13 protein-coding genes are annotated in these 24,647 nt (G+C 42.0%); all 13 read right to left on the reverse strand.

What is annotated here, in order from left to right:
* Positions 1 to 19: 19 nt before the first annotated feature.
* Positions 20 to 889: a FecR family protein gene (locus G8O23_RS08350; RefSeq protein WP_166363701.1), complete on the reverse strand. Its 870-nt coding sequence runs from the start codon at positions 887 to 889 to the stop codon at positions 20 to 22.
* On the reverse strand, positions 879 to 1,415 hold the full coding sequence (locus G8O23_RS08355; protein WP_166363703.1) for an RNA polymerase sigma factor: 537 nt from the start codon (positions 1,413 to 1,415) through the stop codon (positions 879 to 881). The genes G8O23_RS08350 and G8O23_RS08355 overlap by 11 nt, the downstream gene beginning before the upstream one ends.
* Positions 1,416 to 1,919: 504 nt before the next feature.
* Complete coding sequence (locus G8O23_RS08360; RefSeq protein ID WP_166363705.1) at positions 1,920 to 4,853, reverse strand: GH92 family glycosyl hydrolase; 2,934 nt, start codon at positions 4,851 to 4,853, stop codon at positions 1,920 to 1,922.
* A 564-nt stretch (positions 4,854 to 5,417) separates the two neighbouring features.
* A complete protein-coding gene (locus G8O23_RS08365) occupies positions 5,418 to 5,822 on the reverse strand; it encodes a GxxExxY protein (protein WP_166363707.1) in 405 nt (134 codons plus the stop codon).
* A 593-nt stretch (positions 5,823 to 6,415) separates the two neighbouring features.
* Positions 6,416 to 8,950, reverse strand: a complete 2,535-nt coding sequence (locus tag G8O23_RS08370) for a beta-mannosidase (protein ID WP_166363709.1) — start codon at positions 8,948 to 8,950, stop codon at positions 6,416 to 6,418.
* A 13-nt stretch (positions 8,951 to 8,963) separates the two neighbouring features.
* Positions 8,964 to 11,273, reverse strand: coding sequence for a GH92 family glycosyl hydrolase (locus G8O23_RS08375; RefSeq protein WP_166363711.1), 2,310 nt, complete (start codon positions 11,271 to 11,273; stop codon positions 8,964 to 8,966).
* Between the two features lie 27 nt (positions 11,274 to 11,300).
* Positions 11,301 to 12,407: an ROK family protein gene (locus G8O23_RS08380; RefSeq protein WP_235942268.1), complete on the reverse strand. Its 1,107-nt coding sequence runs from the start codon at positions 12,405 to 12,407 to the stop codon at positions 11,301 to 11,303.
* A gap of 9 nt (positions 12,408 to 12,416) precedes the next feature.
* Positions 12,417 to 13,595: an MFS transporter gene (locus G8O23_RS08385; RefSeq protein ID WP_166363713.1), complete on the reverse strand. Its 1,179-nt coding sequence runs from the start codon at positions 13,593 to 13,595 to the stop codon at positions 12,417 to 12,419.
* A 4-nt stretch (positions 13,596 to 13,599) separates the two neighbouring features.
* Entirely contained in the window at positions 13,600 to 14,631 is a 1,032-nt protein-coding gene (locus tag G8O23_RS08390; RefSeq protein WP_166363715.1) for a LacI family DNA-binding transcriptional regulator, read from the reverse strand.
* A 123-nt stretch (positions 14,632 to 14,754) separates the two neighbouring features.
* Entirely contained in the window at positions 14,755 to 15,921 is a 1,167-nt protein-coding gene (locus G8O23_RS08395; RefSeq protein WP_166363717.1) for a hybrid sensor histidine kinase/response regulator, read from the reverse strand.
* A 13-nt stretch (positions 15,922 to 15,934) separates the two neighbouring features.
* A complete protein-coding gene (locus G8O23_RS08400) occupies positions 15,935 to 17,239 on the reverse strand; it encodes a response regulator (protein WP_166363719.1) in 1,305 nt (434 codons plus the stop codon).
* Between the two features lie 157 nt (positions 17,240 to 17,396).
* Positions 17,397 to 21,263 carry a sensor histidine kinase gene (locus tag G8O23_RS08405; protein WP_166363721.1) on the reverse strand — a complete coding sequence of 1,289 codons (3,867 nt, stop codon included), beginning with the start codon at positions 21,261 to 21,263 and terminating at the stop codon, positions 17,397 to 17,399.
* Positions 21,264 to 21,982: 719 nt separating this feature from the next.
* Entirely contained in the window at positions 21,983 to 24,313 is a 2,331-nt protein-coding gene (locus tag G8O23_RS08410) for a glycoside hydrolase family 20 protein (RefSeq protein WP_166363723.1), read from the reverse strand.
* Positions 24,314 to 24,647: the final 334 nt, after the last annotated feature.

Here is a 24,647-nt window from a genome sequence, read left to right on the forward strand (position 1 = left end):
GTTGGTTAATGTTAGTAGTTTATTTTGATATAATTACCTTGCCATGCAGTCTTGTTGCCTTAATTGCAGTCTTGTCTTCAATTGCAGCCAAAATACTATCGAGCGATAGGTTGGTAAATGTGCCTGTAAAGCTTAGGTAGGCAATTGTATCATCTGCAATTTCAATATCTTGCCCATAGAACTTTTCTAAAACTTGTGTTACTTTAATCATTGGGGTGTTATCAAAAGCTATATTGCCAGTTTTCCACGCTAGGTAGTTGGGGTTGTTGTTTGATGTAGCAAAAACTAGGCTGTTGGTTCGGCTAACCGAGCAGTAGTTGCCTTTGGTTACCAGTAGCGAGAGCCCTTGCCCCAGAATATTATCTGCTACCTTTAAGCTACCGCGGCTTACTGTTATATCAATATCATTATCGTTTGGGTAAGCTTTAATATTGAGTGCAGCTTTGTTTTCTATTGATATTATTGCATTGCCAGCCCTTAGGGTGTATGGTGCTTTGGCCGCACCTTCGGTTTCAAGGTAAATCTCACCATCAATATCCATGATGAACTCGCCGCTTTTGCGAACTGAGTAGGCTATTGAGCTGTTTTTATTTAGCCATACCCTACTGCCATTGGGCAACCGTTGTTCGGTTATGCTATCGGTTTGGTTCTGCAGTGCTATAACTTCTGGTGCAAAAACGTTGCAGTTTACTGCAAACACTATTATCAATGCTATTGCGGCTGCCGTTGAGGTGGCTATCAGAGCTATGCGCCTTAGCGAAGTTTTACTGTGGTTGTAGGTTTGTTGATAGTGGGTCCAACCCTTTTCGGGTGTCCACTGCACCTCTTTTGGAACCGTATTTAATTCGGCAACCTTATCTCTAAATATATTGTCAATTCTATTGTTCATGGCAAATCATTTTTTCTGATAATAATATCTGAAGCGCCCTGCGGGCACGCAGCAGGTAAACTCTCGAACTCGATTCCTCTATGCCCAACCTGATGGCAATTTCTTTATGGTTATACCCATCGATGACATAAAGATTAAATACGGTACGTTGCTCGCTGGGTAGTTCCTGTATCATTTTGTAGTAATCTTCGGCTGTTAAGTTGGTGTCGGATTGTAATTCGGTTTGTGGCTCGTTATTGTCCATTTCGCTAATGCTGGTAAACTCATTCTTTTTGCGCAGCAGGGTAAGCGCCTCGTTTACTACTATTTTTTTCATCCAGCCCAAAAGCATTTGGTTGTTGGTGTAGGTAAAGGTGTGTATGTTCTTGAAAATACTATAGAACCCACTATTCACTATGCTTGCAGCATCCTGCTCGTTGTTTACATACCTGTATGCAACCCTAAATAGATGTGGTGAAAACATTTGGTAGAATTGATGCTGCGTTTTGGTGTTGTTACGTTTTAGCTGCTTTATCGTGTTGTTCATAAAAAGGCTTTGGGGTGACATACTATAACCATAATGTGCAATTTGGTAGAAACGTTACATCGATTTGAAAAAAAATGAATAAAAATATGTGTCAAATAACTGAGTGCCGTCAGGTACAGTATATTCCGTAACTGACGGCACTAAGAAACTGTTTAAGTTTAAATTATAATTTTTTATACAGCCCCCGTAGGTGGCAAATAGCGATGGAAAAAATACTTTCTTGAAATCTTAGCGCCTCGTAGAGTGCGCAATAGATATTTTTTCTTTATTGCACCCTCTCTGGGGTGCTTCGTTAAATTTTTACTAGTTTTCAATCGCTATTTGCCCCTGCCTAAAGGCCAGGCAGGCTCTAACGAGGGCGGCTGTTAATTGAGATTTCAAAATTTAAACAGCTTCTAAAAAGTTTTTTTTGCATCCTTTTTTCACTGTATGCAAAAAGTAACGCTTACATCTTAATATAATGTTGCAATCTTTTTTGCGGCTTAGCGCCTTAGCGTTAATTATTTAGTTAACTATTATCTCATCAATAAAAATAAAAGCATTGCCGCCAGCCCCAAGGTGCCATTTGGGTATTTTGCCAAAATTTGTGGCTTTCACTTTTACGTACTGCCCCTTGGTGTTTACCTTTTTACCTAAATCCTGTTGCTGAATCTCGTAATCGTCGAAAGGAATTTTGTTTTTGATATTTGCAACCTGAGTAAAGTTTTCCCCATCGTTTGATACGTAAAATGTTACATCCTTGGGCATCCAAATCCATGAGCGTATGTCCTGCACAAAGCCAGCGCCCATATAGCTAATGGGCTGTACCTTGCCCAAATCTAACACAGCCTCAAAATCGGTTGCTTGGTATCCCATCCAGCCGCCCAAGCGCCAGTTCGATGCGCCTCGCACGCCATCAATAAGTGCTTCGGGGCCTCCGGCGTGGTAGCTGGGGCTCCATTTCGATTTAATATCAATGCTCCGATTAATATCAATTTTCACAAACTCGGCTTGCACTGGGAAACTATAGCCCACACCATCCTTGTAAGTTACTGTCTTTAGGGTTGTTGTACCTATTAGCATAAGCGGCTCCTTATATTTGTTTGATTGTTTGGTTGGCGTTTTGCCGTCGAGGGTATAGTACACCTCACAATCGGGTATGATAGTGCCAATGGTAACCTGCATTGTATCGCGAATGCGACGTTCTTCGGACTGGATATAGGGTACGGGTAAAAGCAATTCGTCTGTAATGGTGGTTTTGGGAATATCATTATCGTTTGTTCCCCAGTTCGTATTGGGATTTTTCCCCATCTCGAAGTGCAGATGCCCTCCGCTCATAATATCGCTATGCGAAATGTATGATTTGGTGTAGTCCTTGCTGTTTAGCTTTACCGATTGGATATAGAAATTCTTTTGTGAAACGTTGCTGGCCGTAATTTTAAACGTGTTGCCATTCTCCAAATTAATCTCCATTTCTGGAAACCAAGGGGTGCCAATTGTGTAGTCGGGTTGCCCCGGGCTAACAGGATAGAAACCCATTGCGCTCATGATTAGCCATGCCGACATCTGACCGCAGTCCTCATTGCCGCTAAGCCCATCGGGCTTATGGGTGTACAACTCGTCCATAATTTGACGAACACGCTGCTGCGTTTTCCATGGTTGATTAAGGTAGTTGTATAGGTAGGCCATATGGTGACTGGGCTCGTTGCCGTGGGCATATTGTCCAATTAATCCAGAAATGTCCTTTTGATCTTTTCCGGTGATTTTACTGTCGGTCTCGAACATCTCGTCGAGCTTAGTGGCAAGGTTCTCTTTACCACCGTGTAGTTTGTACAATCCAGTAATATCCTGCGGAACGTAAAAACTGTACTGCCATGAGTTGGCCTCAGTAAAGTGCCAATCTACCGTGGTGGGATTGAAAGGCGTGAGCCAACCGCCATTAAGGCGTGGGCGCATAAATCCTGTTGTGGGGTCGAAGATGTTTTTGTAGAACTGTGCCCTGTGGATATACTCGCGGTAAATATCGTTCTTGCCCATCTGTTTTGCCATAAGGGCAATACACCAGTCGTTGTAGGCGTACTCTAGGGTTTTCGATATAGACTCGTGCTCCTTATCGCCGGGGATATGGCCGTATTTTTGGTATGCTCCCAAGCCAAAATGCTCACGCGTTGCGCTGTGAATCATTGCCTGCAGCGCTTTATCCGTATCAAAGCCATAAATTCCCTTAGTGTAGGCATCGGCAATTACCGATATGGCGTGGTTGCCAATCATGCAGTAGGTTTCGTTGGCGGCCAGCTCCCAAATGGGGAGCAGTCCACCCTTCTGGTACATATCGAGCATTACGTTGATAAAGTCCTTTGTGCGCTCCTGCTCAATAATAGTCATAAGCGGATGCCACGTGCGGTAGGTGTCCCAAAGGGAAAATACGGTGTAGTTGGTAAACCCTTCGGCGGTGTGGATCTGCTTGTCCATTCCACGATACCTGTTGTCCACATCCATAAAGGTGTTGGGTTGCAGAAATGCATGGTACAGGGCAGTGTAGAAAACTGTTTTTTGCTCATCGCAACTGCCCGAAACAATTATTTTGCTTAGCTCATTATTCCATGCATTGTATGCTTTTTGCTTCACCTCATCGAATCCCCAACCGGGCAATTCTGCTTTTAGATTTTTGTGCGCACCATCGGCATCCACAGCCGAAAGGGCAACCTTTACCTCTATCGCCTCATCTTTTAAGGTTTCAAATCCAACGAAAGCCTTTATGTTTGTGCCTTGCGCTTTATTGCTATCAATAAAACTATCATCCTTTGCAATGCCTTTGCGCACGAATGGCTTGGAGAATTCCATATGGAAATACCAAACCATATCGTTGGCCCAGTTGGTTGAGCGGCGCATTCCGCGAATCTCGGTATCGCTAATAATCTCTATCCACGAGTCGGTTACACGGTCTCTATGCTCTAGGTCGATAATTATATTTGCCTCTGATGTTTCAGGAAAGGTGTAACGATGGTAACCCACACGTGTTGTGGTGGTGAGTTCGGCCAAAACTTCGGGCTTATCGAGGAAAACGCTGTAATAGCCAGCTTTGGCACTTTCATTCTCCTTCTGAAAAGGTGATAAATACTCAGTATTTACTATTGTTGGCTCGCCAACAATGGGCATTAGCAGGATATCGCCATAATCGCCCACGCCCGTTCCGTTGAGGGCGGTATGGGTAAAGCCGTAGATTACCGAGTCGGTGTAGTGATAACCCGATGCGCCATCCCAGCCACCAAGGCGGGTATCGGGACTAAGCTGTACCATTCCAAATGGCATAGTGGCACCGGGGTAGGTGTGCCCATGGGCATCGGTACCGATAAAGGGATTTACAAAATCGGCAGGGTTTTCCACTCTGCTTTCGGTTGTGCAGGCTGTGGCCAGAAGTGCTATGCACAATACTTGTAGTTTGATTTTTGTTTTCATTTCAGTTTTTTTTTGGCACGCGCCTGCCTGCTGGCAAAGGCAGGGAGCACTCGGATTTTAAAGATTTAAAACGATTTTTTTTCTTTCTTATCTGCGTTCATCCTCAAAATCAGCGTCATCAGCGTTCTATGTTTTTGGCACGCGGAGCACGCGGATCTGTGAGATCTTAAACGGATTAATTAGCTACGCTTTTATCATTTCAATCAGTGTCATCAGCGTTCTATTTTTTTTGCACGCGTCTGTCTGCTGGCAAAGGCAGGGATAACGCGGATTTTAAAGATTATAGACGGATTTATCACCGGCACTCTTATCAGCGTATATCATTTTAATCGGCATCATCGGCGTTCTATTCTCTTAGTTTTCATATCATTTTTTTTAGCACGCAGATAACGCGGATTTGTGAGATTTAAAACGGATTTTTTTCCTTCCTTTCTTATCTGCGTACATCCTCAAAATCAGCGTCATCAGCGTTCTATTTTTTTTGGCACGCGGAGCACTCGGATTTTAAAGATTATATACGGATTTATATCAGCGTATATCATTTTAATCGGCATCATCGGCGTTCTATTTCTTAGGATTAATATCTGGTTTCCTTACGTTTGAAAATGCAATCCTTTTAAATTCGGGTTTCTTTCCAAAGTTCAGTAGAAGTCCTACCTCAATATTTGTTGCTTTTAAGTAGTTGAGAAGTTGACACTCGTCGTCTTTGCGAATAAATTCATTGGCCTTGATCTCAATTATTACAGAGTTCTCAACAATTAAGTCGGCAAAGTATTTACCTACTTTGTGGCTTTTGTAAAAAACATCAATGGGGTATTGGTCATCAAAATAAACTCCTCGTTCATCCAATTCGATGGCCATGGCAGTTTCGTATACCTTTTCAAGAAATCCATAACCAAGCGTGTTGTAAACATCATAAAATACTCCAATTATAATCTCAGTTAGGTCTTTGTGTAATAGTTTTGTCATATGCTTTCGATTTATTTGGCACGCAGATAACGCGGATTTTAAAGATTATAGACGGATTTATCACCGGTACTCTTATCAGCGTATATCATTTTAATCTGCGTCATCAGCGTTCTGTTTTTTTGCACGCGCCTGCCTGCCTGGCAAAGGCAGGGATCACGCGGATTTGTGAGATTTAAAACGGATTTATTTCCTTTCTTTCTTATCTGCGTACATACTTAAGGTCAGCGTCATCAGCGTTCTATTCTCTTAGTTTTCATATCATTTTCTTGCACGCAGATAACGTGGATCTATTAGATTTAAAACGGATTTATTCCCTTTCATTCTTATCTGCGTACATCCTCAAAATCAGCGTCATCAGCGTTCTATTTTTTTAGCATCCGGATAACGCGGATTTTAAAGATTTTAGACGGATATATCACCGGTACTCTTATCTGCGTTCATCCTTAAGATCAGCGTCATCAGCGTTCTATTCTCTTTGTTTTCGTATCATTTTCTTGCACGCAGATAACGCGGATCTATTAGATTTAAAACGGATTTATTCCCTTTCTTTCTTATCTGCGTACATCCTTAAGATCGGCGTCATCGGCGTTCTATTACAAATGCATAATTCTAAGTTGTTCTTTAAATGTTTCAATTGGTAAATCGGTTTTGCAGAATATTGTTACTTCCTCGTTTGGCAATATATGCATAAAGTTATCGCTAAATTTTGCGTGGCTATGGGTTAGGTACAGCTGAACGTGGGCAGCGAAGGTTTTGGAGGTTAATCTAATGTTGAACCCATCTTTTACTTCCTCAATTTTTGTTTCGACAGCTGCCGTTGGTAGTTCAAGCATACCAAGTGGAGTTAGAAACTTGCGGTTTACGTACTGTTTACCATTGCCATCGATAAATCTCGCCTCCAGCATCACCCTTTCCTTTTTAATATCAGCAAAATACGAATCTGATTTTTCTGAAATTATAGGTAATGATGTGTTGGCTTTGGCTGTGATCTCTTTGGATAACAGCGTCTTTATATTGCCATCAAAATCAATTACAATAATTTCCAAAGTTCCTTCGGTATCTTCTATTTTATCGGATACTAGGTGAACCTCAAATTGATTGTTGTAATCAATTGCCGAAACCAGAATATCGGAGTAAAGTTCTCGAACCTTGTACTGCAGGGCTTTCCAGTTGCCAAACACATCGGTTCCGCTCCAGCTGGTAACGGGCCAACAATCGTTTAGTTGCCAGTATAGCGTGCCCATGCAGTAGGGCATTGCGCTGCGCTGCGCCTCAATGGCCAGTCCAATTCCCTTGGCTTGCACCAGCTGACTTAGGTAAATAAACTCATCCAGCGTTTCAGCGTATAGCCCTTCCATCTGAAGGTACGAGTTGATGGTTTGGTAACCCGTAGGATGCTTCTGGTGACATTGTAGGGTAGGGGAGAATAGGTAATCCTGTTCCTCGGATTGGAATGTGCGAATGGTCGAAATGGTGGGCATTGCCTGCAGACCAAACTCGCTGGCAAAGCGTGGTACCTTCTCAATGTATGTTTCAACGGGTTGTACTCCCCACCAAACACCCCAGTAGTGTGAGCTGCCGTGGGTTAAACTTTTCTCCCGGCCCCAGCCGTAAAGCGGCGAGGTGGATAGGTAGTATTGTTGTGGGTCGTGTTCCTTAACGGCATTGGGTAGCACATTATGAAAAACATTTTTGTAACCTGCCCAAATAGATGTTGAATCTTTCTTTGAAATATTGTGAGCCTTTTGCCAGCCCCAGTTATGCCAACCCTCATCAACCTCGTTGTTGCCACACCAAAGAGCTATGTTGGAGTGGTTGCGTAGCCTTTTTACCTGTTGTATGGCTTCCTGCTTTACGTTTTCAACGTAATCGTCGTTGCCCGGATACATTGCGCAGGCAAACATAAAATCTTGCCAAACCAGAATGCCATTGCGGTTGCAAAGCTCGTAAAAGATATCATCCTCGTAAACCCCGCCACCCCATACGCGTAGCATATTCATATTCGACTCAACGGCTCGGGCAATAATATCCTCATAATTTTGCTGGGTAACCTTGGTAACAAACGAGTGCTGTGGGATGTAGTTGGCGCCCTTCATATATACCCTATGGCCGTTTAGCTCAACGTATAGGGCTTGACCGTGCTCGTCGTCCTCAAGAACTGTTCTGAGGGTTCTAACTCCAAAGGGAATTTCTTTTGTATGGTTATAACCCGATTCGGTTATTAGCTCAATGCGCAAATCGTAAATATGTGATTCGCCCAGGCCATTACTCCACCAGAGTTTTGGGTTGTTGATTTTAAACGCGATGCTGTGGCTATGATTGACTGATTGGAGACTGATTGCTTGATTGGTTAGTTGTGTGTTAGTCTTGGAATCAATTACTCGGATTGTAGCATTTTCGTTGATTTCAGATTCTACCCAGTAGGTTAAGCCGATGGTAGCCGCTTGTTCTGTAATATTTTTGGTATAGATGTGGAAATCGGTTTGGCGATGGGTGTTCCAAGCCTCAAGGTAAACCGGTTTGTGTATTCCTGCAGTGATAAATCGAGGGCCCCAGTCCCAACCAAAATGGTATGCCGCCTTGCGCGCAAAGTTCCATTTGCCGCCGGGTAGGGGATAGCCCAGAGCTAAGGAATCCTCGAAAAATTTGTTTAATGCCGATTGGAAATGAACTTCCAAAAGGTTGTTACCAACTTTGAGTAGTTCCCTACAATTGATTTCCCACTTGCGGTGCATATTGTTGGCCTGCAGTATTTTTTGACCGTTAAGCGTTACATTGGCGTAGGTGTCTAATCCTTCAAATACAAGTTTGATGTTATTGTTTGCAAGCAGGATGGAATCGACGGTAAACTGAGCTTTGTAAATCCAATCCCGCTCGCCAATCCATTGTAGCTTCTCCTCGTTACAGCCGTAGAATGGGTTATCGATAACGCCATTGTTTCTTAAATCGGTGTGGACTGTTCCAGGTACGTTGGCCGGATACCAATCGGGTTCACTGCTATCTCGGAAAATCCAGTTGGTATTCAACTCCATCCTTTCAACCAGTTCCCTTCTAGGCTCATCCTTGCAAGATGATAATATGAGCATTGCAACGGTAAAAAAAGAAATGATAGTAAGGCGATATCTCATTACACGATTGTTTTTAGTAATGCTTTATGCTCCAGCGCGATCGGGCACCCATGTAGAATGTCAGCTCGCCACCAGCCAAAATATCATAATGACTTATTTTATTGTTGATTATATCTTGCCCGTTTAGCTTTGCTTTTAGCACATATTTATTGTCGGGCGACTGGTTAACTGCTCTAATTCTAAAGGTTTTGCCATTCTCAAGGTTTATTGTGGCCGATTTTACCAATGGGCTGCCCAGCTCGTAGTATTCAGAGCCCGGTGCAACAGGGTAAAAGCCTAGTGCGCTAAAAATATACCAAGCGCTCATTTGACCAAGGTCGTCGTTTCCGCTAAGGCCATCGGGGGTTGGCTTGTACTTGGTGTCGATAATCAATCTAACCGTTTCCTGCGTTTTCCATGGATTTGCGGTCCAGTTGTATAGATATGGAATATGGTGCGATGGCTCGTTGCCATGCACGTAGTTCCCAATTATTCCCTCGCGGGTTATATCCTCGGTATTCTCGAAATACTTATCGGGTAGGTGCATATTAAAAACCGAGTCGAGGTAAACCTCCAGCTCTCTTTGGCCGCCCAGCAGCTCCATTAGCCCTTCCACATCGTGAGGCACATAAAGCGAGTAGTTCCACGCATTACCTTCAATAAAGCCTTGTCCGTGGGTGTCGAGCACATCAAAATCCTCTTTAAATGTTCCATCCAATAGGCGTGGTCGCATAAAACCTATGGATTTATCGAAAACATTTCGATAGTTCTGTGCGCGCTGCGTAAATTCTTTGTAGATATTTTCGTTGCCTAGCTTTTTGGCCATTTGGGCTATTGTCCAATCGTCGTAGGCAAACTCCAGGTTTTTCGATACCGAATTGTTGGAGATATCCTCTGGAACATAGCCAAGCTTAATGTAATGATCCAATCCATCGTACCAGCCATTGCTGGCGGTTTGTACGGCAGCATCGAGGGCAAACTGTGTGTCAAAATTGGCATTACCCTTCACAATGGCATCGGCAAGGAGCGAAACGGAGTGGTAGCCAATCATACACCAGTTCTCGTTGGCGTAGTGGCTCCATACGGGCAGCATTTTATGTACGCTTTGCGAGTAGTGCGCCAGCATTGATTTTATCATATCCATATTGCGATTGGGCTGAATCACATTGAAAAGCGGATGTAACGCCCTGTAGGTATCCCAAAGCGAGAAGGTGGTGTAGTTGGTGAAACCCTCAGCGGTGTGAATATTCTGGTCGAGTCCTTTGTACTGACCATCAACATCCATATAAACGGTTGGGCCAAGGAAGGAGTGGTAGAGCGAGGTGTAGAAGTTAACCTTATCGTCGTCGGTTAGGGTTTCTACCTCAATCCTTGACAGCTCCTTATTCCATAAATTTTGCCCTTCCCGCACCACTCGATCGAAGTCCCAGTGCGGCGTTTCTGCAGCAAGGTTTTTTAAAGCGCCGTAGGTGCTAACTGGCGATATGGCCACCTTCATTAAAATTTGCTCATTGTTATCGGTTTCAAAATCGAAATGACACTTTATTTCACGCCCAGCATTTTCGGGGAAATTGCTGTTCTGGTCGAATCGTCTCCAAAATCCACGGTAAATCAGTTCCTCACTGTTGACTAATCCATAGGATTTGAAAGGCTTTGAAAACGATATGGCGAAATACACCGTGCGGGTGCGTGCCCAGCCGTGGGTTTGCCGGTAACCAGTTATCAGGGTGTCGTTTTCGGCGCGGATAAATGTCCATACATTTTTACCGGGGTAGTTATAAATACCATGGGTTAAATCAACAATTATATGTGCATCGGACGATTTTGGAAACGTGTAACGATGCATTCCCACCCGGGTTGTGGTGGTTAGCTCTGCGTTGATACTATAATCGCTTAGGTGAACCTGATAGTAGTTTGGCTGCGCCGACTCATTATCGTGGCTAAAGCTAGAGCGGTAGCCCGAGTCGGGATTTGTTGAAGTGCCCGGGTTTAGCCTAAGTTCACCCGTAGTGGGCATCACCAGGATATCGCCCAAGTCGGAGTGGCCTGTACCGCTAAAATGGGTGTGGCTAAAACCAACAATGGTGCTATCGTCGTACTGGTAACCTGCGCAGTAATCGTAAACCTTTGGATTGTACTTGCCATCCAAGGAATAGGGTATGGTGTCGGTATCGGGGCTTAGCTGAACCGAACCAAATGGAACTGTTGCACCTGGAAAGGTGTGTCCCATTCGCTGGGTGCCAATAAATGGGTTTACCCAATGAATTGGTTCCTTCTCCAATTGCTGCGCTACTGAAGAAACAGAAGTGCTTACAAACAGTATGATGGCTAAGTGTTTAATCATAGGTTTCGATTCTCGATTTCAAGCAGATTATAGCTTGCCAATAGCCTTAAGTGCAAAAGCGTAGGCCCCAATGGCCACGGCTTGGCTGGTACCAAGTCGAGTGCGACCAACAGCCACGTTTTTTTGCCAGCTATAGGGAACCTCCATGTTAACATTGGGAACCTTTACCATCTTTGGGTTATTTTGATAAAATGCATTGCTATCCTCATAACTTTCCAGATTAAAGGCTTTAACCTCAAGCCTATTGATATTCTGGCCATTGTAGGTAGATATTTTCCCGTTGAGCTGCGCCATCATCGATGGGGCAAATAGGGGATAGGCATTTGAAAGACCTCCGCCAATTACCACATTGCAATCGAGGAGTGTAATGGCGTTGGCCAGCACATCGCCAAGGGTTTTGCCAAGCCTCTCGAAGCTAGCACTGGCGGCTAATGCGTCACCTTTTTGGTAGCCCAGGGCAATGTCGAAAATTTCTTTGGGGGTTAGCTTTTTATCCTCTATGTTGCCAGTTATTTCTGAATACACACGCTGAACAGCCCGGATGCTGATGCTCTCCTCTGCAAAAACGCTTGGTTCAAGGGCATTGCGGGTTACCCAAATCTCGGCGCCAGCCGAGTTATCGCCTAGGTACAGCTCACCATTGTGCACTATACCCGCTCCAAACCCTGTGCCCAGCGTAATGCCCAGCAGATTTTTATACCTTTTAGAGATGTTGTGGCTTTCCAACTCATTGTTAATCTCGGGTAACATTCCGGCTATGGCCTCGCCATAGGCAAACAGATCGCCATCGTTATTTATAAACACGGGAATTTCAAACACACCCTCGAGCATTGGTCCAAGGGCAATTCCTCCCCTGAAAGCTGGCAGATTCCCCAAATCGCCAATAACCCCGTTGGGGTAGTCGGCTGGGCCAGGGAATGCGAAGCTAATCGCTGAAGGGTCCTCCTTGAGCATCGACCTAACCTCCTTAAATCCATTTACAATGCTACTTAAGCAAAGGTTTAGGTCGTGACCGTTTGCGGGGTAGGCAATGGGGTTTACTATCTCCTTACCTCCTTTTATTGCCGAAAAAACAAAGTTTGTTCCCCCAGCATCGAGGGTCATTACTACCTCTTTTCGTTTGTTAAGTTCCATATTATCAACCTATTTTTTTGCAGATTTTAGGGCTACAATCAGAATGTAGAATATGCATGCGGCTGGAACTAAGAATCCCAGCTGTACGCTAATATCGGCCACGGCACCCGTGATGGGTGGGATTAGCGCACCACCCACAATGGCAGTTACCATTAGGCCCGAGAGTTCGTTTGCCCGTTCGGGCATTGCATCAACAGTAATTGAGAAGATAAGCGGGAAGATATTTGAGAAGCCTAAGCCAATCATCACTATGCCTGAGTATGCAAAATACTGGCTTCCGAAGAATAGCAGCAGCATTCCCAGTACTGATAGGAGTACGCTGTAAACCAAAAACTTGCCAGCTTTCAATTTCTTCAGGATAAATGCACCCGCAAGGCGACCAAGAAAAATGGGCAAGAAGAATAGCCCCCAGGCCAGCCAAAGGCCAAAATCGCTAATACCATAAACCTTATCCATAAGGATTGGAATCTGAGCGCTCATCGATACTTCGGCGCCAACGTAAAGAAAAATTCCAACCACCATAAGCAATACGAAAGGATTGCCTAGTAGCTTTAGGCTCGATGATAGGGTTGCAGGTTTTGCATCGGCACTTCTCTTCTCCTCAAACTTTAGGGAGTTAACCCACACAAGTGTAATTAGGATTATAATGGCGAACATAGGGAATAGGATGGTCCAGTCGAGTCCAAACCAAATCCCAACGGCAGGCGGCACTAAAAAGCCAAGCGATGAGCCAATGGCCTTAATAGATTGCCCCAGCGACAGGTTGCTGGAGTATTGCCCGTCGGCTGAAACATCGCGCATAATGGGGTTGCCCGCAACCTGTAGGGTAGTGGCTCCCGCGCCCAAAAGAAAGATGGAGGCGAAAAGTGCGTAAAGTTTTGTGAATGATCCCGCTTCAATTACAGCTTTGGGTCCATACATCCCGAAAAGTATTGGAATAACTAGGCCAATTAGCGCAATGGTTAAGCCCAGCAGAAGGATAAACTTTTTGCCCTTTTTATCTTGATAAACTCCCATTGGAATGGATAGTACGCCAAACATGATAAACCCGCTGGTGGTCATTAGCGAGGCCACAAAGTTTGATACCTCAAAAGAGTCCTTAACCAGCGATACCAGTGGACCCACCACGTCGCCAAAGCCCATGGCTAGGAATGCGAGAAAAATTGGAAAGGTTTTACTACGTGACATAACGTTATGATGTTTTAGTTGATGAATCTCTGATAATTAGCTCTACTGGTAGTTTTACCGAGCGTTCTTCTATTGTAATCTCTTCATTATTAATTTGCCGAAGCAGGAGATCGAATGCCTTTTCCCCAATTTGCTCAATGGGTTGCGATATGGCGCTAACCGAGGGCTGCGTAAAGCTAAAGTATAGCATATCGTCGAAACCAATTAGAGCGATATCATCAGGGATACTCAGTGAAAGTTTTCGTAATGCCAACAGGCAGTGCGATGTGAGATTGTTGTTTAGAGCAAATATGGCTTCGGGCAGATTTTTGGTTTCCTTTAGCATTTGTAATCTCTCTTCCACTGCACTTTCCATATTTTTAAATGGGATATGGATATTCCACTCGGCAGGAACTGCAATATTAGATTTTGCTAGAGTTGATACGAACGCTTGGGTCCGCTCCCTAATGGTTGATATGTATTCGGGTGTGATGGATAGAATGGCCACATTTTTTATCCCCTGTGACACAAGATGATTTGCAGCCAGTTTTGATCCCTGGTAGTTATCAGCATAAACTTGCGCTGAATTGATTCCATTGAATGTTCTGTCGATAAGAACGTGGGGCACATCGTTCAACAATCTGCTTAAATCCTCATACTTCTCCTGCGATGATGAGATGATAAGCCCATCAACCTTGCGTTCACGAAGCATCTTAACTTGTTGCAATTCCTTCTCCACATTCTCATCGGTGCTGCAGATTATTACTGTATACCCATGTTCCCACGCATAATCCTCTACTCTTCGGGCAATGCGCGAGTAGAATCGGTTGGAGATATCGGAAACGATTAGCCCAATGGTGTTGGTTTTTCCGGTTCTAAAGCCACGAGCCAAAACATTTGGACGGTAGTTTAGCTCATCGATCTTTTCCAGCACCCGTTTCTGGGTCTCTTTACTTATGCCGTGCTCGTTGCCTTTACCATTTATAACCAGCGACACAAGGGTTTTGGAAACTCCTAGGGCATTGGCAATATCAGCTAAAGATATCTTTTTGCTCATAGGTTAGGTTGTTAACGCAAATATAGCCTAAAATACTAAAACGATTTAGGTGTTGAGGCAAACTTTTTCTGAAGAATATTTAATAAGGATTATTTTATTAGTCTTACTCAGTTTTAGGTTTTGCTAATTGGAATGGTAAGCTCTTGGGAGAGTAAAGTAAAACTTGCTTCCTTCATTTTCGGTGCTTTCAACCCAAATTGTTCCACCATGTTTTTCAACAAATTCCTTGCAAAGGTACAGTCCTAGTCCAGTACCGGGTTCGTTTGCTGTTCCTTGGCTTTTTGTTTTTCCTACAATGCTGAAAAGTCCTTGTAAAGTTGTTTCGTCCATACCAATACCAGTATCGGAAACAACAACTGTAATATGCTGGTTATCCTGAAATGCATCCAGAGTTACGGTATCGTTACTATTCGAAAATTTAATGGCATTTGTTACAAGGTTTCTAATTATGGTTAAGAGCATATCGTTATCGGCATTCACCCTGATATCGTGGCTGAGCTTACTCCTAAGGTTAATTTCTTTTATCTGAGCAGCGCCAATCATAAATCTCACAATATAATCGAGAATTTCTTTTAAGCTAAGATCCTTAGGTTTAAAGTCAATTTTTTTCGATTGGCAGCGACTCCAGGTAAGTAGATTTTCAAGTAGTTCGTATGCGCTATTTGCAGTTTGATTCAGGTATTTTGAAAGGTTTAACGCATTTTCAGTGTCATTATTCTCAATTTTTTCAATAATAAGTTCCGATAAACCAAGAAGTGAGTTAAAAGGATTTCTAAGGTCGTGAGCAATTATGCCAAAGAACTTGTCCTTTGTTTCATTCGCCGATTTAAGCTCGTCGCGCTGTAATTTAATCTCTTCTTTTTGGGCTTCTAAAGTATTGTTCTGCTCCTTGATGATGGAGATTGAATCTGAGAGTTTTAACATTGAATGCACTCGTGCTTGTAGCTCAATGCTATCAATTGGCTTCCTTATATAATCAACGGCTCCGCTATCTAAGGCATACTTGAGACTTTCTGAAGTAATCATAATACCCGTGCACATTATAATTGGGATATCGCTTGTGCTGCTGTTCTCTTTAAGGAATTTTATGGCTTCAATGCCATCCATTTCAGGCATTTCCCAATCCGTAATTATTAGATCAGGAACACGCTTTAGCGCCAAATCAATGAGTACTTTCCCATTGGTAGCTCTAATTATTTTATGAGCAATACCCGTATCTCTTAATGCATCGGCAATTATTTGAACGTTATCGGGGTAATCGTCAGCAACCAGTATTGTATATGTTTTCAATTTCAACATTTTTTTAACCAATTTTTACTCCAACAACAGTGATGTCATCAAGCTGTTTATTGCCAGCAAATAGTGCTTCAATTTTCTGCTTCTGGATATGTAATGGAGAATTGATGTTTTCGTTTATTACAGAAAGGAAATTTGATGTTCCTAGTTTTCGTCCATTCTCATTGATATTGCAAATGGTGCCGTCAGTAAACATATATATTAAGTCATTTTTCTTAAGTGTAATTGTTTCCTCTTGGAAATTTTCATTCTGGTCGTATATAAACCCACCAATTGACGCTCTGCTTCCTTTAATAACTTGCAATTGTATGGCGGGAGGGGAGTAGAAGTAAAGCGAGTGCTTTGCCCCGGAAAAGGTTACTAGTGTTGTATTGTTGTTTTTTTCGAAACGGCATATCCCAATATCCATACCCTCATCGTTACCTGAGTCAATCTGGTGTAAGGTTTTTTTTATCTTGTTCTGCAAAACCTTTAAAATTAATCCGGTTGAGTGTACTCCCATACTAAAAACGATTTCGTTGAGTAACGTATTAGCAATCATACTCATAAATGCGCCAGGTACTCCATGCCCAGTACAGTCAACCACTGCCAAAAATTGATATGGAAATAGTTTTTGGGGTAAACTTGATGTGTATTTTTCCCCCTGTGTTGAGACCAAGGGAGCAGAAAGATCGGCGTACCAATAGAAATCGCCCGAAACTACATCTTTAGGTTTGTAAATTATGAAATTTTCACCAAGACAATCAATTGTAGATTTTGGGGGAAGTATAGCTCTTTGGATATTTTGGGCATACTGAATACTAGAGCTGATAAGTATGTTCTTTTTCTGAATTTGCGAGTGCTGCTTTTCAATCTTATCCTTCTGCTCAAGTATTTCTTCTTTCTGGTTCTCTAGGGTTAAGTTCTGTTCCCTAATAATTTTGTAGGAATCACTGAGCCTTAGAGTTGAGTACACCCTTGACTGCAGTTCTATTGGATCAACGGGTTTCTTTATGAAATCAACAGCGCCACTGTCTAATGCCATTTTCAGATTCTGGGAGGTAGTCATAATCCCAGTACACATAATAATTGGAATGTTTTTGGTAGCCTCAACGCTTTTAAGATACTTTATGGCTTCAATACCATCCATTATGGGCATTTCCCAATCGGTAATAATTAAATCGGGAATACGTTTCTCGGCTAACTCGCAAAGTATCTTTCCATTTATTGCTTTTATTACCTTGTGCTTTATGCCAGAGCAGCTTAGTGCTTCGGCAATTATCACCAGGTTCTCGGAATAGTCGTCGGCAATCAGTATTGTATAGGTTTTCATATGTTGGTTTTCAAATGAATAAAATACAGATATTGACAAGATTAAAAATTATATGTCTTGCATAATCTGGATTTTACCTTTGGTAAAATTCTCGCTTTCCCAAAAAAAACTTGGGATGACGAGTAGGGCTTGTTAACGGCTTTATAGGAGAATCTCATCAGGGTATTTTTAGCAATTCGAGATATTTTAATTGGTTTAGAGTTGTTATACTTTGCTTCATCTCTTTTACCCAATTATTAATATTTATCGAATCCGTTGACTCCAGTTCTGATATTATCTCTTCAACATCATCGGTTTCGTATACTGTAAACGAATTTAAACTTTTTATTACGGGTTGTAAAACTTGAATCTCTTCATCAGTAAACGGTTGGCTTAGTAATGCCGTTTCCTCTGTTTTGACAACTGTTTGCACCTCTTGTTGGGTTATTTGCCCCATTTTAAGGGTAAACCAAAACGTAGTTAAGCCATCTGCAGCTGTATCCACATCTATTTTGCCAGAATGAGCTTCAATTGCCATTTTGCAGAAAGCTAAACCAAGCCCGGTTGACTTCACAGCACCAGATTTTTTTGCTACAATTTGGCCAAACTTCTGGAATACCAAGTGCTTCTTATCACTGGAAATTCCTTCGCCTTTATTGGTAACACTTATTTGAACCGTTTCCAGTGCCGTTACGTTTGATTTTATGGTAATTGATTCGCCAATAGGGGAGTATTTGATTGCATTGGTGAGCAGGTTTATGAATACCCTTTCCAAGATCTCAGAATCTACCCAAGCTGTGATGTTGGGGTCTATTTCATTTTTAAGTATTATCGCTTTCTGCTCACAAAGGAATTGAACTTTTTCCGACGCCAGATTCCCTATTGGCTCAAGCCTCTTCTCTTTGAGCTCGAACTTCATACCCACTTCTTCGTACTTATTAACATCCAGAATGTTGAGCACCATGTTCAGCATTTGATTTGCAGACTGCTTGATTGCCATATCTTTTTTTTCTGGATCGAAAGCGTTGGGTATGTTCAGTATCATATTCAACGGGTTTTTAAGATCATGAACTATCATTGAGGTCATCCCTTGCTTAAATTCGTCCATCTCCTTGAGCTTAACATTTTGAGATTGAATCTCGTCTCGTTGCTCTTTAAGGGATTGCTCTGCCGATTTTATCCTGGTGATATCGGAGTCTATGGCAACATATTTCCTCACATTCTCATTGTAATCTACAATTGGGGTTAAGGTTGTTTGAACCCAACGGGATGTATTGCCCCTCTTTACTTCGTTTTGGTACTGAACCGATGTTTTGGTTTCTTTACAACGCTTTGTTACTTCAGCAATGTTTTTGTAATTACTTCCTATTATTAGGTTGTCGCCGTGTGATGATTTTAACTCGTTAAATGTTAGGCCATAAATCTTTGTAAACCCTTCGTTTATCCATTCGAAGTTAAAGTTCTCATCCATAATTATTACAGCGTTATCCGTTTTGCTCGCAACAATGGATAATTTTTCTAGCTCAGCGTTGGTTGCGGCGAGCATCTCGGCCTGAGCGGTAATCTCCTCCTGTCTAATTTCCAGCTCAGCCTGTTTCTCCTCAAGCTGCGTGTTGACCTCGGAAAGATCACTTGTGCGCTCTTGAACTACCCTTTCGAGCTTTGTGTTCTCTGCTTTTAAGCGCTTGGTGTTTACCTTAACAATTAGCCAGATCAACGTGACTGCTGCAAGGAGATATAAAAGGTAGGCCCAAATGGTTCTGTAAAATGGAGGCTGAATAATTATGCTGAAGGTATCGATGGAGCTTTCCACATCATAAATGTTTCGGGCTTTTACCTTAAAAGCATATTCACCCTCCCTAAGGTTGGTGTACTCTTTCTCTGTTTGTCTGCTCCACTGACTCCAATCCTGATCGAATCCTTCGAGCTTATAGCTATACAGCGTTCTTTCTTCGAAATCGAAGAAGGGTGCTGCGTACTCAAACTCTAGCGAGTTGCTCGAATACTTTAGTACGGGGGGGGTGTTGGCTTTGCTGTACTGGCTAAAATCTAACTTACTACCGTAGTAAATTACACTGTCGTTTTTTGTATAAACTTTCCTTACGTATGTGTTAAATTTCCGTGTGTAGTCCTTGCTATCGTTTGCCATATCATACCTATAAAGGCCTTCGCTACCACCTATCCATATAACCCCAGACTCTTCAGGGTAAAAAGCAACTAGTAGCATATGAGGAATTCTTCTAAAGGGAGTGAAGTTCCATTTGTAATCGCCATCCTTTGTAGGCTCTAAGAAACCTATATCGGCCTTGCTGTTTTCCAGAGGAATAATCCAGATCTTTCCATCGGGCATCTGCTTAAAATGAAAAACATCAGTAGAGCCGTTGCAAAACTGTTCGCCTAAATCGCAATATGGTTCAAATACATCTAGCGAATTGTTGTGTGTAAATAATCCAGTGGCAGTTCCCCAAATAATCTTATCCTTAAACTGAAAGGGTAAAATGTTCATTAGCGACTTAAAGCCATCATCTAAGGTATAACGCTTGTGTTTTAGTGGCTGGGTAATGTTATTCGGATCGGGAGTTACCCTAATTACTCCGTTTCGGAAAGTTCCTAACCATATTTCTCCATCGTCCGACTCAATAATACCCCTAATATTTGCGTTTATTCCTTCCCATTCACCTTCTAAAACCCACTGATTTTTTTCATATTTTAGAGATACAAATGTTTCGTTTAGAATGCTATACACTCTTTTTGGGTTTACTCTTGATTGATGCAATGCACACGCGTGGTTCCCTCTAGCAATTAGCTTTGCGCTACCTCCGTTAATTTCGTATATACCATTTTGCGATCCGAGTAAAAGACTTTTTGGGTTTTGTGTCGATAAAACCTCCCAGTTTATTCCCGGTTCAATGTTTTTTACAATTTGTAGCTGGTTGTTAGTATCAATATAGTACACGTTTTGATGTGTAGTAATATATAAAGTCCCGTTGTACCTTGTTACATACTCAACAATGCCTTCCAGCCCGTTTCCTTCTCCCCAGTATGTTAAATCGGTGCTTTGTTCTGTTTTTGATATACCTCGCGACAAGCTAATCCATATGTTCTTGTTGCTATCTACACTTAAAAATCTTGCGTAATTATTTTGTAGTAAGGTGGTCCTATTGTATTCGTGAATAATTTCCCCATTTGGTTCTATTAACGACACACCCTTCTTCATTGTGCCTGCCGTAAATAGCTTGTCGTTGAATTTTTCAATTCTGCTAATGCTATTCTCTTGTAAAAACTTGCTGTTACTTAATGTTATTTTTTGTGGGGTTGTATTTTCTTGTGGTATAAAAGTAAACAAATTTGAATTTTGAGTAGCAAGTATAAGTGTGTCTTTGTTAAGCGATACCCCAGTGTAAACGGGGTCTTGTTCGTTAAACATTTCTAGTTCATAGGCGGGAACTATTTCGCCATCAATAATTTTAATTAAGCCCTCGTGTTTTAAATGTATGTAATATACGTCGTTGTGTACAAAACCAGGTGCATACTGCCCGTAGGTTTCGTTTTTTAACAACCTTACATATCCTGTGTGTTTATCGTATTGAACAATTGCATTTTGTGCCTGAAAGTAAATGCTCTTAGATGTTGCTTTGATATTCCAAAAACTTCCTGTGTATACAGAGGTGTCGGTAAGTAGGTGGGTAAGCGTTTTGTAGTATGATTTACCCTGCTTGTCGGATGTGAAATACCCAAACTCAGTACCTCCAGCGACGTAAATTCGGTCATTATCGGAGAAATGTATTCCATATGGTGATTCTCCTTTACCTGTTTTGTTTTTTCGCCAGGTTACCCCATCATATTCTATAATTTGGCTGGCTAGGCCAAAGTACATTATTCCGCTTTTCCCTTGCACAACGGTTAATACTTGTGGTGTGCTACCGTAATCCGTGGGGGAATAGTTTCTTATTATTGGTAGCCCTTGTTCCTGCGAGTATAAACTGAATGTATGTATGGTAAGGACAACCAGAATATAAATGTGCTTTAGTATTTTGAAATACATTTTTTTCATCATTATTTTGTTTTCGATGAGGTGCGTTTTCAACCGATTCTGTCCTAAAATGCTCGTACAAATTAAGCAACAATTGCAACATCTTCCTTTTTGGTGCTTGTTTAAATTGTATACCCATTGCAAAAGAGCAATATGTAGATTGTAATCATTGCTTTACGTTGATTGCTCTAGGCACAGTAAGGTGCTTAAGATACAGTTTTTTTGCTAATTGCAATCAGTTGTTTACAATCGGCTGGTACCCCCCACAAAATACCTTGAAAGGTATACGAAGTACAATAGCAATAGTTGGCACATTGCAGTTAATGAATGTTTACACCTAATTCACTTGCCTGTATTATAGGGGAGTGAGTGTATATTAATCTATATCCATACGTACTGAATCTTAGGGACAAGCTGTGTGTTAAGCCAAAGAATTTGTTTCATTTTTCTTTGTCCACTTTTTGTGAAAGGATTTAAAAAAGCCCTGCTTTTATTGCATTCAAAAGGAACCTGGAGTAGATGGAATGGCCCTAGCTGCACCTAGTTTATATGTGTCAGCATTGTAACAAATAGCAATGCAATATTTCCTTTCGCCATTCTTCACAAGTTAAATATGCTTCGAGTTGCTATTACATGCAAGAATAGTTAAGACAAGGGTTATTGGAGAAATATTATTTTGTATCGATATTATTTGTGTTTACAACCTGCTATTTTGTTCTTGCGTTAAAGCCTCATTCTACAACTATTTCGCTAACAAATAGAAAGGCTGGTTTTCCCTCTCCTGAATGGCCCTTGGGGCACTCTCCAATATTTTTAAGCGTTACTCTAACGTACCTAACTTCTTTATTTGGTATCCATGTTTCAAACACAGTGGTGAGTTTACCCCCTTGATTTTGAATTTCCCAATTTTCTATTTCATGAATAAGTTCGTAGCGTTCCCCATCCAGAGAAATCTCGAATATGGCCTTGGTTGGGAAAAATATCCATGATGTAATGTTTTGCAGAGCATCAACAGCAATTCTTTCAATTTTTTTTGGTTCGCCTAAATCGATGGTAGCCACCATATCTTTTCCAAGGAACCCCTTCCAGGTCCCATCGGAGTAGCTAATGCTACCCATAATTCCATTAACGAGGGAGTACTTTCCCCCGCCATCAAATCGTGAGCTGTTAGGGTATTCCAGCTCTATGCTTTTTATAAAGGCCTTGTGAATATTGTAATGATTTGTCCGGATTTTTCCAACGGGCTCATTATCAATAAAAACTGCCGATTTTAAAGTGGTAGGTTGATTTATTATAATAGGCCTTTTGTAGATATTGGAGGTATAGTTGGGCTCAGATCCGTCAAGTGTATATCTAATTGATGGGTTAATAACATCTGCATCCAGCGACACCTCGATTGCTTTATTTATGGTATCTAAATTTTGGGTTATGTTTACTTGGTAGGCGCTATGTGAGTAGTTTATACCGAGCTTCTGATATATATGGTATTGATGTACCATACGCTTCAAGAAATCAGCCCAATCCCTTTTTTCCTTTGGCGACCAAAGCACCTCCGATAGGGCTGCAAGTCGAGGAAAGACCATATACTCCACCTGTTGTGTGGTGGGCATATACTCGGTCCATACGTTGGCCTGTGCACCTAGGATTAGCTCTCCTTCCTTCTCAGTAAGCGCTTCGGGTATAGGTTCATAACCATAAACTTTTTTAAGGGTTGTGTAGCCTCCAATAGCAAGAGGCTCATGGGCTGGATCGCCTTGGTAGTGATCGAAGTAGCAATGGCTACCCGGTGTCATTATGGCCCTATTACCCATACGGGCTGCCTCAATACCGCCCTCTTCGCCTCGCCATGACATAACTACGGCGTTGGGCGCTAGACCACCCTCTAGGATTTCGTCCCATCCCACTAAAGTTCTATCGTGCTCGTTTAAAAATTTTTCAATCCGTTTAATAAAGTAGCTTTGTAGCTCATTTTCATCTTTTAAACCCTCATCCTTAATCCGTTGTTGGCACTTAGGGCATTTCTCCCATTCCGACTTAAAGGCTTCATCGCCTCCAATATGGATAAGCTTTGAAGGGAAAAGCTCCATTACCTCGATTAAAACATCTTCAATAAACTCGAAGGTCTCATCGTTACCAGCGCAATAGATATGGGTTATGGGCCAAACCCCACCAGGGGGAACGCCCAGGTTTTCTCCAGTGCATGAAAGCTCAGGGTATGCAGCCAAAGCCGACATCACGTGGGCAGGCATCTCAATCTCAGGCATTACGGTGATATTTCGCTCGGCAGCATATTTCACGATAGCTCGCACCTCATCCTGAGTGTAAAATCCACCATAGGTTGTAGGCTTGCCTTCAGCAGCCTCCAGTGGGCGGTCATTCCAGTGCCGGTCGCTTATGTCAGCACGCCAAGCGCCAATTTCGGTTAGCTTTGGGTATTTCTTGATTTCTAATCGCCACCCCTGATCATCAACCAAGTGCCAGTGAAACGTATTGATTTTGTGCATTGCCAAGTGGTCGAGCATTTGGTATATAAACTCAACGGAATGGAAATGTCGTGATACATCTAAGTGCATACCACGATAGCCAAAACGAGGATAATCGATAATGTTAAGGCAAGGTAGTAACCCATTGGGGTTCGTGCTTAGGAGCTGGTAAATAGTTTGAACCCCATACAGTATGCCTGCCTTAGTGTTGGCTGTTAGAGATATTCCACTCGGTTTTATGCTTAAGCTATAGCCTTCATACCCAATTAAATCGTTAAAGTTATTATTTAAGGCTAGAGCGATTTTTTTGAGGTTTTCGTCAGATTGTTCCTTTTGCCCATCTAGCTTGTAACCAAGGTACGATTCCCAAAGATTTGCAGAATAATCTACAATACATTCGAGTTCGTCACTCTGATATGTAATTGGGGTGTTGGGCGTGATCTCAAATTCGCCTCTACCAGCATTAATCTCAACGGGAGTAGGAATAACACTAACTCTATCCGTATTTACTTGATTTGTGCAACCAGCAAGCCCTACCAATGCGTAAAGCATTATTAGTGTACAATAATTTCTGCTCATTTTATTGGCTTTTTTTGATTACGCAATTTTGTTCAGCAACCCTTAAATTGTTTTTTTATTGCTCTGTGCCGCTCATTGGCATCAGTTGCACATAGAAAAATGCATTTTGCAACCAATGAAAGTATGGTATTGATACTAAATTCATACTGAAACACCTAAATCGATTTACCCCGCAATATAGCAAATAGTTTAGCTTCAGATTCAGAAGAAGGTAAAATTATTTTAATCTATGTGTGTCGATTGCACCCAATGCATTAATTGTATGATGATATGAATGATATATACATTAGGTGAAAACTGTACCTAACCCTAACCTGTGGTGAAATAAATCCTT

Origin of the sequence: Perlabentimonas gracilis, assembly GCF_011174675.1 — a bacterium.
In the GTDB taxonomy this organism is placed as follows: Bacteria; Bacteroidota; Bacteroidia; order Bacteroidales; family Tenuifilaceae; genus Perlabentimonas; species Perlabentimonas gracilis.